Below are 14,601 nucleotides of genomic sequence, written 5' to 3' on the forward strand. Positions count from 1 at the left end.
ATTCATCAAGGAGCGTAACTATGGATCTCATTATCAGTATTGTCGGGATTTTCGTCCTGCTTGGTATTGGCTTGTTGTTTTCCAACAACCGCAAAGCCGTTAATTTCCGAACTATTTTTGGTGCCTTAGCCATTCAAATCGGCTTTGCTGCGCTGATTTTGTATGTACCAGCGGGAAGAAATGCCCTGCTTAGCACCGCTGAAGGCGTGAGCAAAGTAATTAATTATGGCAACGAAGGGATCGCCTTTCTTTTTGGTAACCTTGCCGATCCAAGCAATGTGGGCTTTATTTTTGCTTTCAAAGTGCTACCAATTATCGTCTTTTTCTCAGCCTTAATTTCCGTATTGTATTACATTGGCGTAATGCAATGGATAATTAAAATTATCGGTGGTGGCTTGCAAAAAGCACTGGGTACATCAAAGGCGGAATCAATGTCTGCGGCTGCCAATATTTTTGTTGGACAAACCGAAGCACCACTTGTGGTTAAGCCTTTTATTAGCCGAATGACCGAATCTGAATTATTTACCGTGATGGTAGGTGGAACGGCCTCCATCGCAGGTTCTGTATTAGCAGGCTATGCCGGTATGGGTGTACCACTCACCTACTTAATCGCCGCGTCATTTATGGCAGCGCCCGCAGGCTTATTGTTCGCCAAATTGATGTATCCACAAACAGAAAAATTCAGCGACACCTTAGAAGAAAATGTCAAAATCGAAAAACCAAATAATATCGTTGAAGCACTTGCCAATGGTGCGGCGTCAGGGGTAACGCTTGCCATCAATGTGGGTGGTATGTTGATCGCCTTTATCGCCTCTATCGCCTTATTAAATGGCTTAATCGGTGGCATTGGTGGCTGGTTTGGCTATGGCGATCTCACCTTACAAAGCCTACTTGGTTATCTATTCCAACCTATCGCGTTCATCATCGGTGTACCTTGGCAAGATGCTGAAATCGCAGGACAAATGATCGGAATGAAATTAGCCGTAAATGAATTTGTGGGCTATTTAGAATTTGCTCAATATTTACAACCTGACGCGGCTGTACAACTTAGCGATAAAACCAAAGCCATTATCACTTTTGCTTTATGTGGCTTCGCTAACTTCAGCGCGATTGCCGTGCTAATCGGCGGAATTGGCAGTATGGCACCAACTCGCCGCTCAGACATCGCTCGTCTAGGCTTAAAAGCCGTCATCGCCGGCACACTCGCCAACCTAATGAGCGCCACTATCGCAGGATTCTTCATTGATCTCAGTGGTGCGGCGTTGAGTTAATCACTCAAAATAAAGGCATAGCGGGAACTATTCCGGCTATGCCATTAATAAAAAATTGACAAAAAAGCACCGCTCTTTAATTTCTTTCTCTTTCTTAAGAAACTCCACTCCCCCACAGCAACATCACAAAAAACAGCAAGGATACTGCCATTTCTGCCATTCCGACTTGCTTAACAGAAAGTTTGTATTTTGGGAGCAAGATTGCGCGGATAAATGGTGGGACAAAAGCGAAAGCTAATACATATTGCTTGCATAAGGCAAAGCCAAGAATGCAGAGTAAATGGAATGCGATGGACGCGTGTAGATAGCGTGGATTTTTGCGTTCACGCATTACAGATTTTACATACAGGGTTACACCAACAAAAAATAAGCTTGGGTAGAGCGCAACCCAGTAGATTTTGTGATCGAATTGTGAATTAGCGAAATAATACGCGGCCATTCCTGCGATGGCGAAAATGATAATGCCAGCAAAATCGTTCAGCAATGCACGTTCATCTTTTTGTTTTACATAGTAAATATTCACTGCGACAAAAGGCAACATTGCTAGCAGAAAATATAAAATATGCCAGTTATGCCATAAAGCGGGCAAGGCGAAAAGTAAGCTAGCAGTGGCGTAAATTAGCGTCCATTTGCGATAAAGATCAAGATTTCTGCCTTTGAATAAATTTAAAAAGGGGTAGGTCATCAAATAAAGGGCGAACCACGCCAATAACAGAAATAAATGCAGCGTAATCGGCGTGGAAAGTAACATTCCGTATAAAAACGGCATCAGTGCCATCACGATAGCACCGTGTTGATTGGAAATAAGCAATTTCATAATAGCGAATAAGTGCGGTGAAAAATTGCCAAGAATTTTAGCTATTTTTTCTCATAATCGCTATAATCCTTGCGAATTATTTTTATTTCATATGAAGGAAAAAAATGACAACAATCCAACGTTTTCACGCCAATGAGCGCCTTGCCGAAATGTGCGTTTATAATGGCGTGGCTTATTTGGCGGGGCAAGTGCCAGAAAATACGCAAGGCAATGCTTATGAGCAAACCAAGGAAGTGCTTGGCCTAATTGATAAATTGCTGGCTGAAGCGGGATCAGATAAAAGCAAAATCTTAAATGCACAAATTTTCTTGGCTGATATGCAAGATTATGCGGAAATGAACCGCGCTTGGGACGAGTGGGTTGATCGCCACAATCCACCAAGCCGGGCGACCGTAGAAGCCAAACTAGCCGTGCCTGAGTGGAAAGTGGAGATCGTAATTACCGCTGCGGTGTAGCCAAAATTAATTCCACCAGTAACGGATTATGATCGGAACTGGTGGTCTGTACCGTGCGCGCCGATTTCACGCTAAAACCCCGCACAAATACCCAATCAAGCGGATTATCCAAAAAACGTAGCCTGTCATCAGGCTGAAATGATACGCCGGTCAAACCATAAAGTGCGGTGAGTTTTTTGATTAACTTTATCCGTCCTTTGTTCCACGCATTGAAATCACCTGCCAAAATAATTGGCCCTTGATGCTGTTCAATCAGTTTAAACATTGCTTCTAACTGCTGTTGATAATGGCTTGGATGCAGCTCAAAATTCACCAAATGCAAATTAATTGTCAATAGCGATTGCCCATTACTCAACGGAAACGCCATTGCATTGCCCACTTTAGGAATACGAATCCAAGGCTCAACAGAAGATCCTGCACAATAATATTGTGGCGCAAAACGGCTCATCAGCGCGACGCCTGATTGATTGCCTAAATAGGCAAAACTGCTAGTATAAAGTGCGGTGGAAAATTTGGAAAAATTTTGGGAAGAAACTTGCTCTACCAACTTTTGCTGACTTGACACTTCTTGCAACAAAAGAAAATCTTGCCCTTGCGACAAGCTGGCTAATTGTTGCTGCCAACCTTGATCTTGCCCTTTGTGCATATTCCACACCAACAGTCGAAAATCCTGCTGTTCAATGGGCTTAACAGATTGTTCAGCATAAAAACACCTCACCGATTTATCTAACGTTTTTCGATGATAAGCTAAGTGGCTTTCTATATGAAATTTAATTTGAGGAACCGAATAAATTTCTAGGTTATCCCACAAATAACCTAAGCCAAGTAGAATCAAACCTAGTAATCCGACAAGAAAAGATTTTAATTTACTCATTTTGATGTATTTTTAAATTTTATGCTTTCTAAATAGTAGCAGTTTACTTATACTACGCCAATTAATTTGGTTTATCGCTATTCCTTTCTAGTTACCAGATGGAGTAAAATCAGCCAACTTTCTTAGCTAGATTTTTTGTTATTTGATCAAGGTATCTCAATGAACATTTATACCTATATTTGCTTTCTGTCAGCCATTTCTATTCTAATCGGCTTTGTTACACAAAAAATTAATGATAAAATTCAATATACTATCGCCATTACTGCAACTTCTATGATTGCCTCGCTCATTTTCCTTATCTTAGGACATTTAAATCTGTTTAATCTAGATAAGTTAGCTCGAGCGGTAATGGAGCAAATTGATTTTAAAAGTTTCTTACTCAACGGAATTTTAGGTTTTCTCTTATTTGCTGGAGCATTAGGCATCAAACTTCCCGTAATGAAAAGCCAGAAATGTGAAATTACTATTCTAGCCTTATTCTCTACCTTTGCTTCCACTTTTCTTATCGGTACAATCCTATACTTTTTAACTTACGCACTTGGCTGGCAAATAGATTTTATTTATTGTATGTTATTCGGTGCATTAATTTCTCCAACTGACCCAATTGCTGTATTAGCTATTATCAAAAATCTCAAAGCCCCCAAAAAATTATCTATGAAAGTAGAAGGTGAATCCTTATTTAATGATGGTGTAGGTTTAGTGATTTTTACTACTATTTTTGCCATCGCTTTTGGTGGAAAACAACCTACGCTGGTAGATGTGAGTGAACTTTTTCTTATGGAAGCTGGTGGCGGTTTACTATTTGGATTAATACTTGGCTTAATCGCTCATTTTCTGATTTCAGCTACCGATGATGGAAGTTTAGAAATTCTCCTTACTCTTACAATCCCGACTGCCGGCTTTATGATAGCCGATTTACTTGAAGTATCAGGCGCACTAGCCATGGTGGTTTCTGGGATTATCATAGGAAACTGGACAAGGCTAACTGGCTTCTCTAAACAAAGCCAGCACTATTTAGATCATTTTTGGGAAATGATAGACCATTTCCTAAACTCTCTTTTATTCCTCTTAATCGGTGCGGCAATGTTATTGGTAAACTTCACCTATCAAGGCATTATTTTAAGTTTACTCGCCATTCCACTTTGTTTAATCTGCCGTTATATCAGTGTCTGGACACCATTCAAATTGTTAAGTATGAAAACCACTTACAATCCTTACACCCTGCGCATTCTAACTTGGGGCGGACTACGTGGAGGGCTTTCTCTGGCAATGGCTCTTTCAATTCCAGTTGGAAGCTTATATATTCCCAAAATCGGAATGAACGTCCGTGATTTACTATTAGTAATGACCTATGCAGTGGTAATGTTCTCTATTTTAGTACAAGGTGCGACAATTGAAACGATGGTTAGAAAATCAAAAGAAGCCACTCTGCAAGCAAGGGGATATGTAGGATTAAAACCTGAACATAAAGCACAGAAAGAATAAAAAGATAACATAAAGGTTAACTTCCTATACTCTTAAATTGATATAAAAAAAATCTGCACGGAAATCCTAGTGCAGATTTTTTATTGATTATAGTATTAAATATTCATCTTTTATTATTCTTCAATACTACGCAGTAATTCATTGATGCCAACTTTACCTAAGGTTTTTGCATCTACTTTTTTCACAATTACAGCACAGTATAGGCTATATTTGCCATCTTTTGATGGAAGGTTACCAGATACTACTACAGAACCTGCTGGTACACGACCGTAGTGAATTTCACCTGTTTCGCGATCATAGATTTTAGTAGATTGACCAATAAATACTCCCATTGAGATAACGCAACCATCTTCTACGATAACACCCTCCACTACTTCAGAGCGTGCGCCAATAAAACAGTTATCACCGATAATAGTTGGGTTAGCTTGTAATGGTTCTAATACGCCACCAATACCAACACCACCTGAAAGATGGACATTTTTACCAATTTGTGCACAAGAACCAACTGTTGCCCAGGTATCCACCATTGTACCTTCACCAACGTAAGCCCCGATGTTTACATAAGATGGCATTAATACAGCGTTTTTCGCAATGTATGCTCCTTTACGCACGGTTGCCGAAGGGACAACACGAAAACCTTCTTGTTGAAAACGCGCTTCGTCATAATCAGCAAATTTAAGGGCGACTTTGTCGTAATATTTGGTTTCAGCCCCATCAATTACTTGATTTTCATTGATGCGGAAAGAAAGTAATACAGCCTTTTTTAACCATTGATGGGTCACCCATTCGCCCTCAATCTTTTCTGCAACACGGTATTTACCGCTATCTAAACCTTCGATGACCTCTTCAATCGCAGAACGAGTCTCCGCATCGACACTGTTAGGTGTAATTTCAGCTCGGCGTTCAAATGCCGATTCAATAATACGTTGTAAATTTGACATACCTGTTTCCTATTTAAATAAAAAATTAAGTGTTGTTTGTATCATATTTCTGTATAGAACTCACCTGTTATATTAAATTTCTTTGCTTAAAAATAAAAAAGAAATCTAAACTATAAAACCTCCAATACCACATCATCAAACAACTTTTTCACCATATTATTATCAGGTAAACGTTCTGCTTTTTCTACCATTGAACGCGTTAAATGAGGTGAAAACATATTGATGAAATCATACATATAATTGCGTAAAAAAAGACTATGTTTAAACCCAATTTGCGTCATACTAGCACGGAAAATGTGGCTTGCATCAATGGCAATGAGATCCTCATCTGCTGGCGTGTGAGCCATTGATGCCATAATCCCGACACCTAAGCCTAGTCGCACATAAGTTTTAATCACATCAGCATCGGTGGCGGTAAACACAATATTCGGCAATAGCCCTGCGCTGTTGAAAGCATAATCTAAATCTGATCCCCCCGTAAAACCAAAAGTATAAGTCACAAGGGGATATTTTCCTAGCTCTTCAATGGTGAGTTTTTCACATTGCGCCAAAGGATGCTCTGGCTTAATGATTACGGAACGATTCCATAAATAGCAAGGCAATAAAACTAAATCATCAAATAAATACTGCGCCTCTGTTGTGATAGCTAAATCAACCTCCCCTAACAGCAACGCATCATGAATTTGACTTGGCGATCCCTGATGAATATGTAAGCTTACATCTGGGTATTTTTTAGAAAAACGCTCCACTACTTTAGGCAACATATAACGAGCTTGCGTGTTGGTTGTTGCAATTCGTAATACGCCATGATTTGGCCGAGTATATTCATCTGCTACAGCCTTAATGCTTTGCGTTTTAACCAATAATTCGCGCGCAATCGCAACTATTTTTTTACCTGCTGGGGTAAGTCCTTTAATATGTTTGCCGTTACGCTCAAAAATCTCTAAGCCTAGCTCATCTTCCAATAATCGTACTTGTTTGCTTATACCTGGTTGCGAAGTAAATAAAGTATTTGCCGCCTCGGTTACATTCAAATTTTGATTTACGATTTCAACGATATAACGTAATTGCTGAATTTTCATCATCACTCCTTGCTCAAAGTGCGGTGCTTTTTTATGGCATTTTTAGGCTTTTTTGTAACGTTTATTCATATCCGCATAACGTTTCACCGCTCGGCGGATTTGCCCTGTTTTGGCGCGTCTACGTTGTTGAGTGACGTCTAATTTACTTTGGGTTTCTGGCTCAAGCCCCACCAATTCACGCAGATAATTCACATTGGTGAGATCCATCTCTTCCCAACCGCCACGCGGTAGGGTTTTCATTAATTTAATATTACCGTAGCGAATGCGAATCAAACGGCTGACTTGAATGCCTTGCGATTCCCATAAGCGGCGAACTTCACGGTTACGCCCTTCCATTAGGGTAACGTCAAACCACTGGTTCATACCTTGTCCGCCCATTGGCTTAATAGCTTTAAAATTGGCTGGTCCATCTTCTAACTGTACGCCTTTGCGTAAACGGGCAATCATCGCCTCGTCTACTTGACCAAAAACACGCACGGAATATTCACGTTCCACTTCACGGCTTGGGTGCATTAAGCGGTTTGCCAATTCGCCGTCTGTGGTAAAGAGTAATAAGCCAGAAGTGTTAATATCCAAGCGTCCAACGGCAATCCAACGCGATCCAGTTAAGCGTGGCAAGCGGTCAAATACGGTGGCGCGTCCTTCGGGATCGTGGCGGGTACAAAGTTCGCCTTCAGGTTTGTAATACATCAACACGCGACATACTTCTTTTTGTGCTTGTTGTAAATTCACAACATGTCCGTCAATGCGGATTTTTAAATTTGCATTCACCACGACACGATCGCCTAAGGTTGCCATTTTGCCGTTTACACTCACTCGGTTGGCAGCGATCATCGTTTCAATTTCACGGCGAGATCCTTGTCCTGCGCGCGCTAACACTTTTTGTAATTTTTCCCCTTCCACTTTATGGGTGGCAGAAAGTGCGGTCTTTTTTACCGCACTTTTTTCTTTACTTTCTACATTTGATACGAAAGGCTTGTCTGTACGTTTTCTTTCAGTGTTATTTTTTTCAGCAAAACGCATTCCCTTGACGGCATTGCGTTGTGAATAAGATGTTGTTTTCATATTTCCTCTTGTCGCTTTCCCAAGCGTCTAACAGTTTGAAAAAATTAAATAAATGGTGTGGTTGAACCACTACCCTCGCGCAAAATCACTGGCGTGTTGTCGGTTAAATCTACGACGGTTGTTGGCTCTTGCCCTAAATAGCCACCGTTAATAATTAAATCCACTTGATGTTCTAAACGATCACGAATTTCTTCTGGATCAGATTGTGTAATAAATGCTTCCCCCGGCAACATCAAAGAGCAAGATAAAATCGGCTCGCCTAAGGCATTTAATAAGGCGAGTGCGATTTGATTATCTGGCACGCGCAGCCCAATGGTTTTACGTTTTGATGTCATCAAACGGCGTGGTACTTCTTTGGTGGCGGTGAGAATAAAGGTATAACGTCCTGGCGTGTTATTTTTAATCAGTCGATACGCCATATTATTCACCGTGGCGTAAGTAGAAAGTTCTGATAAATCGCTACACACAAGGGTGAAATTATGATTTTCTGGCAGTTGGCGAATTTGCACAATGCGATCCATTGCGTGCTTATCACCGAGCATACAACCCAAGGCATAACCTGAATCCGTTGGGTAAACAATCACCCCACCTTGTGTCAAAATATCCACCGCTTGATTAATCAAACGCGGCTGCGGATTTTCTGGATGTATATAAAAAAACTGGCTCATAACCTTTATCCTGTAATCATTAACTGGGTCATTATACCGAAATTCCCCATTGATTATAGGGTTAGGGAAAAATAAATTTGTATAAAAATAAACTTACAGATTCTCCAACCCAAACTGATACAACGCATTTTTCTTATAGCCATAAAGCTCTGCGACAATAGCGGCGGCTTTTTTAAGTGGGAGTTCCTTGGCGATAAGGGTTAGGGCTTTGATGGCTTCAGGGGAAAAGCTTTCTTCTTCACTGCTCACATTGCCTTCTACGATCAGTACCATTTCGCCTTTGCTACGGTTTGGATCTTCGCTCACCCATTGGCGTAATGCGCCGACTTCATCACCGTGAATGGTTTCCCACGTTTTGGTTAGTTCTCGCGCTAGCACTATATAGCGTTGTGTACCGAATACCTTTTCCATATCCGCAAGGCAATCTAAAATACGGTGAGTAGATTCATAGAAAATCAACGTACGGTCTTCTTTTGTGAGATTTTCTAATTTATCGCAACGGGCTTTTGATTTAGCTGGCAGAAAACCTTCAAAACAAAAACGGTCAGATGCAATACCTGAGGCACAAAGCCCTGCTATTGCAGCACAAGCGCCCGGAATTGGCACGATTTTAATGCCAGCTTGGCGACATTTTCTTACCAGATGAAAGCCCGGATCGCTAATCAGTGGCGTACCTGCATCAGAAACCAATGCTATACTTGTACCTTGCAGCAGTTTTTCGCACAGAATATCGGCTTTTTGTTGCTCATTATGATCGTGCAAGGCAAAAAAAGGCTTTTTAATGCCGTAATGACTCAACAATAAACCACTATGGCGTGTATCTTCTGCGGCGACTAAATCCACTTGTTGCAACACCCTCAATGCGCGTTGGCTGATGTCTTGCAAATTGCCAATCGGCGTTGCCACGATATATAAAATTCCAGTTAAATTGTCCATTTTTACTTCTTTTATTTGATTTTAATTATGGAGATAAGTAAGATCCCCCAGATTGTTTTCAACAACGGAGTAATTATGACTATTCTATTACAACGCATTAATTTAAAAAATCGATTAATGCCTTTTTTATTTGCATTGGTGTTGGCAGGCTGTACCAATTTGTTCGGTAACAGCTTCACAAATATGCTGAAAAACGATGCTAATGCCAGTTCGGAATATTACATCAATCAAATTCAACGGACACAAAATCTAGAAGATCAACAAACCTATAAATTGCTTGCTGCGCGTGTTTTAGTGCGTGAGAATAAAATCCCTCAAGCACAAGCAATGCTCTCAGAATTGAAAAATTTAAACGAAGAGCAACTTTTAGATAAATCGATTGTTGAAGCGCATATTGCGGCGGTAAAAGGCAATAATCAAAATGCCGATAAACGTTTAAAAGTGATCAACTTGGCTTTATTAAGCCCTTCACAAAAAGCGCGCTACTATGAAGTGGTCGCCCGCGTAGCAAAAAATCGTAATCAGATCATTAATGCGGTAAAAGCCCGTATTCAAATTGATGCGTTATTAACTGATACTAAAAGAAAACAAGAAAATAATGACCGCACTTGGGCATTATTACGTAGTGCAAATCGTGGCTTAATCAACGGCACACCAGCGAATGGCAATGCAGCATTAGCTGGTTGGTTAGCGCTGGCAAAAACCTATAACGATAACTTAAATCACCCAGCGCAATTAAGCCAGGCATTACAAAATTGGAAAGCGATGTACCCTAGCCATTCTGCAAGCTATCTTTTCCCAACAGAATTACAAGGGTTATTTAATTTCCAACAAACTCAGATTGAACAAGTGGCATTATTATTGCCATTAAGTGGTGATGCACAACTTATTGGTAGCACAATCAAACGCGGTTTTGATGATGCCAAAGGTGATTCTGCAATTCAGGTTAAAGTGTTTGATACCCTTTCTACTCCTGTTGAAAATATCATTGAACAAGCCAAACTAGAAGGCATTACCACTATCGTTGGGCCATTGCTGAAACAAAATGTGGATCAATTAACCAATCGTGCCGATCTGCTACAAGGCTTGAATGTGCTAACCCTTAATTCTACGGCAAACTCTCGTGCTATTGGTCAGCTTTGCTATTATGGCCTAGCACCTGAAGATGAAGCAGAATCCGCGGCAAACCGCATTTGGAATGAAGGCATTCACAATCCGTTAGTGATCGTGCCACAAAATGATTTAGGCCAGCGTACTGCATCAGCGTTCAACACCCGTTGGCAAAAATTATCTGGCACAGATGCTAACGTAAAATTCTATAACCGTGCTGATGATATTAGCTTTGCTTTACAAGCAGGCATTAATGAGAATATTAAAGGCTTATACATCGTTGCCACCAATACTCAATTAAGCGAATTAAAAACCGTGATTGACAACACCAATGCGAAGTTAAAACTTTATGCAAGTTCACGCAGTAATTCATCTAATAACGGCCCTGAATATCGCTTATTAATGAACGGCTTAGAATTTAGTGATATTCCATTCTTTAAAGATGTGGATTCTGCACAATACAAAAAAGTCGCAGGCTTTACCAATGGCGATTATTCCTTAATGCGTTTATATGCAATGGGCGCGGATGCGTGGTTATTGATAAACCAATTCAATGAGTTACGCCAAGTTCCAGGCTTCAATATTAACGGTTTAACCGGTAAATTAAGTGCCGGCCCGAACTGTAATATTGAACGTGATATGACGTGGTATCAATACCAAAATGCATCAGTGGTAGTATTAAGCAATTAATATGTTTAAATCCAAACGTCAGCAAGGGGCGAGCTTTGAGCAACAAGCTCGCCTTTTTTTACAAGCTAAAGGGTTAAAATTTATTGCCGCCAACCAGCATTTTAAATGTGGGGAACTGGATTTGATTATGCAAGATGGCGAAACCATTGTTTTTGTCGAAGTGCGACAAAGAAAAAATGATTTTTTTGGTTCAGCTGTGGAAAGTGTAGATTGGCAAAAACAGCAAAAATGGTTAGATGCTGCCAATATGTGGTTGGCAAAACAAGATTGTAGCCTTGAAGATACCGATTGCCGTTTTGACTTAGTCGCATTTGGTAATACAATACAAGACTTACAATGGATTCCTAATTTTCTTGATGAATAAGCCTGATTAAGCATAATGTTAGATAAAATAAAAGATCTTTACAGCGAAAGCATACAAACCCAGATTTCTGCCTCAAGCTTATTGCCCAATGCCATTTTTCAAGCAGTGCAAAACATTGTCGCTTGTCTATTGCGTGGCAATAAAATTATCGTCTGCGGACAAGGAAAATCTTATGCCAATGCACAGTTTCTGGTGGCGAATTTACTTAATCGCTATGAGCTAGAAAGACCAAGCTTTCCTTCCGTCTTATTAAGTTTGGATAACGCCATTGGATCAGCAATTATTGCCGATCGTCCGAAACAACAATTCTACCAACGCCAATTTAATGCTGTAGCACAAAAAGGGGATCTGTTGATAGTATTTTCCCCTTTTGGCAATGAAGAAATGGTGCTAGATACAATTAATTCGGCACTAAATAAAGAAATTAGTGTCATAGCACTAACGGGAGCAAATAATGATCACATTCAAGGCTTTCTCACTGAGCAGGATTTGGAAATCACCGCCCCAACGGTAAAAGAAAGCCGTATTTTGGAGCATCATCTATTTATTATTAATACGATTTGTGAGTTAATTGATCATTCGCTTTTTTCTCATTCATAATTGTCAACGATTTATAGATCCCAACAAAGGAGTATAACTAATGAAAACAAGAAATTTAAAAAAACTTGCCCTTATTCTCGGTAGCGCATTTTTATTACAAGGCTGTGTAACCGCAACTGTTGCGGGTGTAGCTGGTGCGGCCGCCATTGGTACGAAAGTCGCCACAGATCCAAGAACAACGGGAACGCAAGTTGATGATGAAGTTCTTGAAGAAAAAGTGCTAAGTGCAATCTATAAAGACGGGCAAATCAAAAGTGAAGGCCGTGTTAATGTGGTGTCTTATAGTGGACGTATTTTACTCATCGGGCAAGTGCCAAATGAAAATTTAAAAGATCTCGCTACGGGATTAGCTGAAGGTGTGGACAATGTTTCCAAAGTGTATAACGAACTGCGCATTGGTTCACCTATTTCTGTATCACAAATTGCTAAAGACAGTTGGATCACCACTCAAATTAAATCCAAAATGTTTGTAAATTCAAGCGTGAAAGCCACTGATGTAAAAGTGATCACTGAAAACGGTGAAGTGTTCTTAATGGGGAATCTCACGGAAGAACAAGCGAACGCTGCCACTGAAGTTGCAAGAAATGTCTCAGGCGTGGCAAAAGTAGTTAAAGTATTTGATTACCTTAAGTAACCTCGTAAGATTTTAGCCTTGCCCTTAATTTTTTAAGGGCAAAATTTATCAAAAAACCACCGCACTTTTCTTCTTATTTTATTAGCATCACATCTTATTTTTTATTCTGCAGCTCTCCCTTTTAAGCGACCACCTCATAAAGCAAACGATTGCTTAAATTCTATTTTCAAGTATAATGCGCGCTATTTTTTATCACTCAGGAAAGCATTATGAACAACAACCTACTCTATTCCGTTGAAGACAAACCACCTTTCGGGTTAAGTCTATTATTAGCTGCTCAGCATTTGCTCGCTGCCTTAGGAGGAATTATCGCGGTGCCATTGGTTATCGGTAATGTATTAAAATTACCGACTGAAGACACTATCACTTTGGTAAACGCAGCATTACTCATTTCTGGCGTGGTAACCATTATTCAATGCCGTGGCTTAGGTCCGATCGGTATTCGCTTACCAAGCGTAATGGGAACAAGTTTCACCTTTGTTGCCGCCGCCCTTTCCATTGGATTTAGTGAAGACGGCGTGGCGGGAATTTTAGGCGCTTCGCTCGTGGGTTCACTAGTAATGATCATCGGCAGCTTCTTTATGCCTTATATCCGTAAATTATTCCCACCAGTGGTAACGGGAACCGTGGTGATGATGATCGGCCTTAGCCTTATCCCTGTTGCGGTGGACTGGTTCGCCGGCGGACAACGTAACGATCCCAACTATGCCACGCCAGAAAATCTGATGATGGCAAGTTTTGTGTTAGTTATCGTAGTAATTTTAGTGCAATGGGGCAAAGGTATTTTTTCCGCCGCAGCCATTGTAATTGGAATGATGACAGGCTATCTATTGGCGCTCGCTCTAGGTTGGGTGAATTTTGATGGGGTGAAACAAGCACAAATTTTTGCTGTACCACAACCCTTACATTTTGGTTTATCCTTCCCTATCGCAGGAATTATTGGAATGTCTATCGCCTATTTGGTCACCATTGTGGAATCAAGCGGTAATTTCTTAGCTCTAGGTAATGCCACCAAAACCGAAATCACAGGAAAACATTTACGCGGTGGTGTGTTGTGTGATGGTTTAGGTTCTGCCCTTGCAGCGATTATGTCCACCACGCCGTTTTCTTCTTTCTCACAAAATATCGGCGTGATTTCTCTCACGGGAGTGGCTAGTCGCTATGTAGTTGCCATAACAGGGGCATTATTGGTGCTAGCTGGCTTATTCCCAGTATTCGGTGCATTAATCGTGTCAATTCCACTTCCGGTGCTTGGCGGTGCGGGATTGATGATGTTCGCAATGATTATTGCCGCAGGAATCCAAATGCTAGATAGCATCGAACGTAGCAAACGCAACGGATTAATTATCGCGATCTCTATTGGCTGTGGCTTGGCGGTAACCACTCGCCCAGAATTGCTCGAAAAACTCCCGCAATTTTTCAAAGAAGTACTAGGTTCAGGCATTACTGTGGGATCATTATTAGCGCTAATTCTAAACTTAATCTTACCGCAAGATAAAAAAATAGAAAAAACGCAATAGTCTTTCACTCAACGAGCTAGATAAGGGCAAATGCAATGTTTTTGCCCATTTTTATCAAAGTACCTCTTTCATTTTATCACTCTTCATTG

At 40.6% G+C, this 14,601-nt stretch carries 15 protein-coding genes; 8 read left to right on the forward strand and 7 right to left on the reverse strand.

Annotated features, from left to right (window positions below):
- Positions 1 to 20: 20 nt before the first annotated feature.
- The gene (locus L5B71_RS02975) at positions 21 to 1,271 is read left to right on the forward strand and encodes a NupC/NupG family nucleoside CNT transporter (protein ID WP_265756899.1); all 1,251 of its coding nucleotides are present in this window, start codon (positions 21 to 23) and stop codon (positions 1,269 to 1,271) included.
- Positions 1,272 to 1,365: 94 nt separating this feature from the next.
- Here the strand turns inward: L5B71_RS02975 and L5B71_RS02980 are convergent, their stop codons facing one another.
- Entirely contained in the window at positions 1,366 to 2,088 is a 723-nt protein-coding gene (locus tag L5B71_RS02980; RefSeq protein ID WP_265756900.1) for a YwiC-like family protein, read from the reverse strand.
- Positions 2,089 to 2,192: 104 nt separating this feature from the next.
- Between L5B71_RS02980 and L5B71_RS02985 the strand changes: the two genes are divergently transcribed.
- Complete coding sequence (locus L5B71_RS02985; protein ID WP_194750728.1) at positions 2,193 to 2,543, forward strand: RidA family protein; 351 nt, start codon at positions 2,193 to 2,195, stop codon at positions 2,541 to 2,543.
- On the opposite strand, the gene L5B71_RS02990 is transcribed toward L5B71_RS02985, so the two are convergent.
- Entirely contained in the window at positions 2,527 to 3,417 is an 891-nt protein-coding gene (locus L5B71_RS02990; RefSeq protein ID WP_265756901.1) for an endonuclease/exonuclease/phosphatase family protein, read from the reverse strand. The genes L5B71_RS02985 and L5B71_RS02990 overlap by 17 nt on opposite strands.
- Positions 3,418 to 3,576: 159 nt before the next feature.
- Between L5B71_RS02990 and L5B71_RS02995 the strand changes: the two genes are divergently transcribed.
- Positions 3,577 to 4,902 (forward strand): cation:proton antiporter, encoded by a 1,326-nt coding sequence (locus tag L5B71_RS02995; protein WP_265756902.1) that lies wholly within the window; start codon positions 3,577 to 3,579, stop codon positions 4,900 to 4,902.
- A gap of 113 nt (positions 4,903 to 5,015) precedes the next feature.
- On the opposite strand, the gene dapD is transcribed toward L5B71_RS02995, so the two are convergent.
- From dapD to rsmI, 5 genes are all read right to left on the reverse strand, one after another.
- Complete coding sequence (gene dapD, locus L5B71_RS03000; protein WP_265756903.1) at positions 5,016 to 5,843, reverse strand: 2,3,4,5-tetrahydropyridine-2,6-dicarboxylate N-succinyltransferase; 828 nt, start codon at positions 5,841 to 5,843, stop codon at positions 5,016 to 5,018.
- Positions 5,844 to 5,953: 110 nt separating this feature from the next.
- On the reverse strand, positions 5,954 to 6,925 hold the full coding sequence (gene cysB, locus L5B71_RS03005; RefSeq protein ID WP_265756904.1) for an HTH-type transcriptional regulator CysB: 972 nt from the start codon (positions 6,923 to 6,925) through the stop codon (positions 5,954 to 5,956).
- Between the two features lie 42 nt (positions 6,926 to 6,967).
- A complete protein-coding gene (gene rluB / locus L5B71_RS03010; protein ID WP_265757777.1) occupies positions 6,968 to 7,948 on the reverse strand; it encodes a 23S rRNA pseudouridine(2605) synthase RluB in 981 nt (326 codons plus the stop codon).
- Positions 7,949 to 8,034: 86 nt separating this feature from the next.
- Positions 8,035 to 8,658, reverse strand: a complete 624-nt coding sequence (locus L5B71_RS03015; RefSeq protein ID WP_265756905.1) for an L-threonylcarbamoyladenylate synthase — start codon at positions 8,656 to 8,658, stop codon at positions 8,035 to 8,037.
- Between the two features lie 93 nt (positions 8,659 to 8,751).
- Entirely contained in the window at positions 8,752 to 9,594 is an 843-nt protein-coding gene (gene rsmI / locus L5B71_RS03020) for a 16S rRNA (cytidine(1402)-2'-O)-methyltransferase (RefSeq protein WP_265756906.1), read from the reverse strand.
- A gap of 75 nt (positions 9,595 to 9,669) precedes the next feature.
- Here rsmI and L5B71_RS03025 point away from each other — a divergent pair, with 75 nt between their 5' ends.
- The 5 genes from L5B71_RS03025 to L5B71_RS03045 all read left to right on the forward strand — a co-directional run bounded on the left by L5B71_RS03025 (position 9,670) and on the right by L5B71_RS03045 (position 14,512).
- Positions 9,670 to 11,394: a penicillin-binding protein activator gene (locus tag L5B71_RS03025; RefSeq protein WP_265756907.1), complete on the forward strand. Its 1,725-nt coding sequence runs from the start codon at positions 9,670 to 9,672 to the stop codon at positions 11,392 to 11,394.
- Position 11,395: 1 nt separating this feature from the next.
- Positions 11,396 to 11,758 (forward strand): YraN family protein, encoded by a 363-nt coding sequence (locus tag L5B71_RS03030; RefSeq protein WP_265756908.1) that lies wholly within the window; start codon positions 11,396 to 11,398, stop codon positions 11,756 to 11,758.
- Between the two features lie 15 nt (positions 11,759 to 11,773).
- Positions 11,774 to 12,358 (forward strand): D-sedoheptulose-7-phosphate isomerase, encoded by a 585-nt coding sequence (locus tag L5B71_RS03035; protein WP_265756909.1) that lies wholly within the window; start codon positions 11,774 to 11,776, stop codon positions 12,356 to 12,358.
- Between the two features lie 40 nt (positions 12,359 to 12,398).
- Positions 12,399 to 12,992, forward strand: coding sequence for a division/outer membrane stress-associated lipid-binding lipoprotein (gene dolP / locus L5B71_RS03040; protein WP_265756910.1), 594 nt, complete (start codon positions 12,399 to 12,401; stop codon positions 12,990 to 12,992).
- A 209-nt stretch (positions 12,993 to 13,201) separates the two neighbouring features.
- The gene (locus tag L5B71_RS03045; protein WP_265756911.1) at positions 13,202 to 14,512 is read left to right on the forward strand and encodes a nucleobase:cation symporter-2 family protein; all 1,311 of its coding nucleotides are present in this window, start codon (positions 13,202 to 13,204) and stop codon (positions 14,510 to 14,512) included.
- Positions 14,513 to 14,601 lie beyond the last annotated feature (89 nt).

The sequence above is a fragment of the Avibacterium sp. 21-586 genome (assembly GCF_026226775.1).
Classification (GTDB): Bacteria; Pseudomonadota; Gammaproteobacteria; order Enterobacterales; family Pasteurellaceae; genus Avibacterium.

Coding starts and splice junctions, on each gene's coding strand:
- L5B71_RS02980 (WP_265756900.1), bottom strand. CDS start 2,088: ATGAAATTGCTTATTTCCAATCAACACGGTGCTATCGTGATGGCACTG.
- L5B71_RS03025 (WP_265756907.1), top strand. CDS start 9,670: ATGACTATTCTATTACAACGCATTAATTTAAAAAATCGATTAATGCCT.
- L5B71_RS03045 (WP_265756911.1), top strand. CDS start 13,202: ATGAACAACAACCTACTCTATTCCGTTGAAGACAAACCACCTTTCGGG.
- dapD (WP_265756903.1), bottom strand. CDS start 5,843: ATGTCAAATTTACAACGTATTATTGAATCGGCATTTGAACGCCGAGCT.
- L5B71_RS02995 (WP_265756902.1), top strand. CDS start 3,577: ATGAACATTTATACCTATATTTGCTTTCTGTCAGCCATTTCTATTCTA.
- L5B71_RS03035 (WP_265756909.1), top strand. CDS start 11,774: ATGTTAGATAAAATAAAAGATCTTTACAGCGAAAGCATACAAACCCAG.
- L5B71_RS03030 (WP_265756908.1), top strand. CDS start 11,396: ATGTTTAAATCCAAACGTCAGCAAGGGGCGAGCTTTGAGCAACAAGCT.
- L5B71_RS03015 (WP_265756905.1), bottom strand. CDS start 8,658: ATGAGCCAGTTTTTTTATATACATCCAGAAAATCCGCAGCCGCGTTTG.
- cysB (WP_265756904.1), bottom strand. CDS start 6,925: ATGAAAATTCAGCAATTACGTTATATCGTTGAAATCGTAAATCAAAAT.
- rluB (WP_265757777.1), bottom strand. CDS start 7,948: ATGCGTTTTGCTGAAAAAAATAACACTGAAAGAAAACGTACAGACAAG.
- rsmI (WP_265756906.1), bottom strand. CDS start 9,594: ATGGACAATTTAACTGGAATTTTATATATCGTGGCAACGCCGATTGGC.
- L5B71_RS02985 (WP_194750728.1), top strand. CDS start 2,193: ATGACAACAATCCAACGTTTTCACGCCAATGAGCGCCTTGCCGAAATG.
- L5B71_RS02990 (WP_265756901.1), bottom strand. CDS start 3,417: ATGAGTAAATTAAAATCTTTTCTTGTCGGATTACTAGGTTTGATTCTA.
- L5B71_RS02975 (WP_265756899.1), top strand. CDS start 21: ATGGATCTCATTATCAGTATTGTCGGGATTTTCGTCCTGCTTGGTATT.
- dolP (WP_265756910.1), top strand. CDS start 12,399: ATGAAAACAAGAAATTTAAAAAAACTTGCCCTTATTCTCGGTAGCGCA.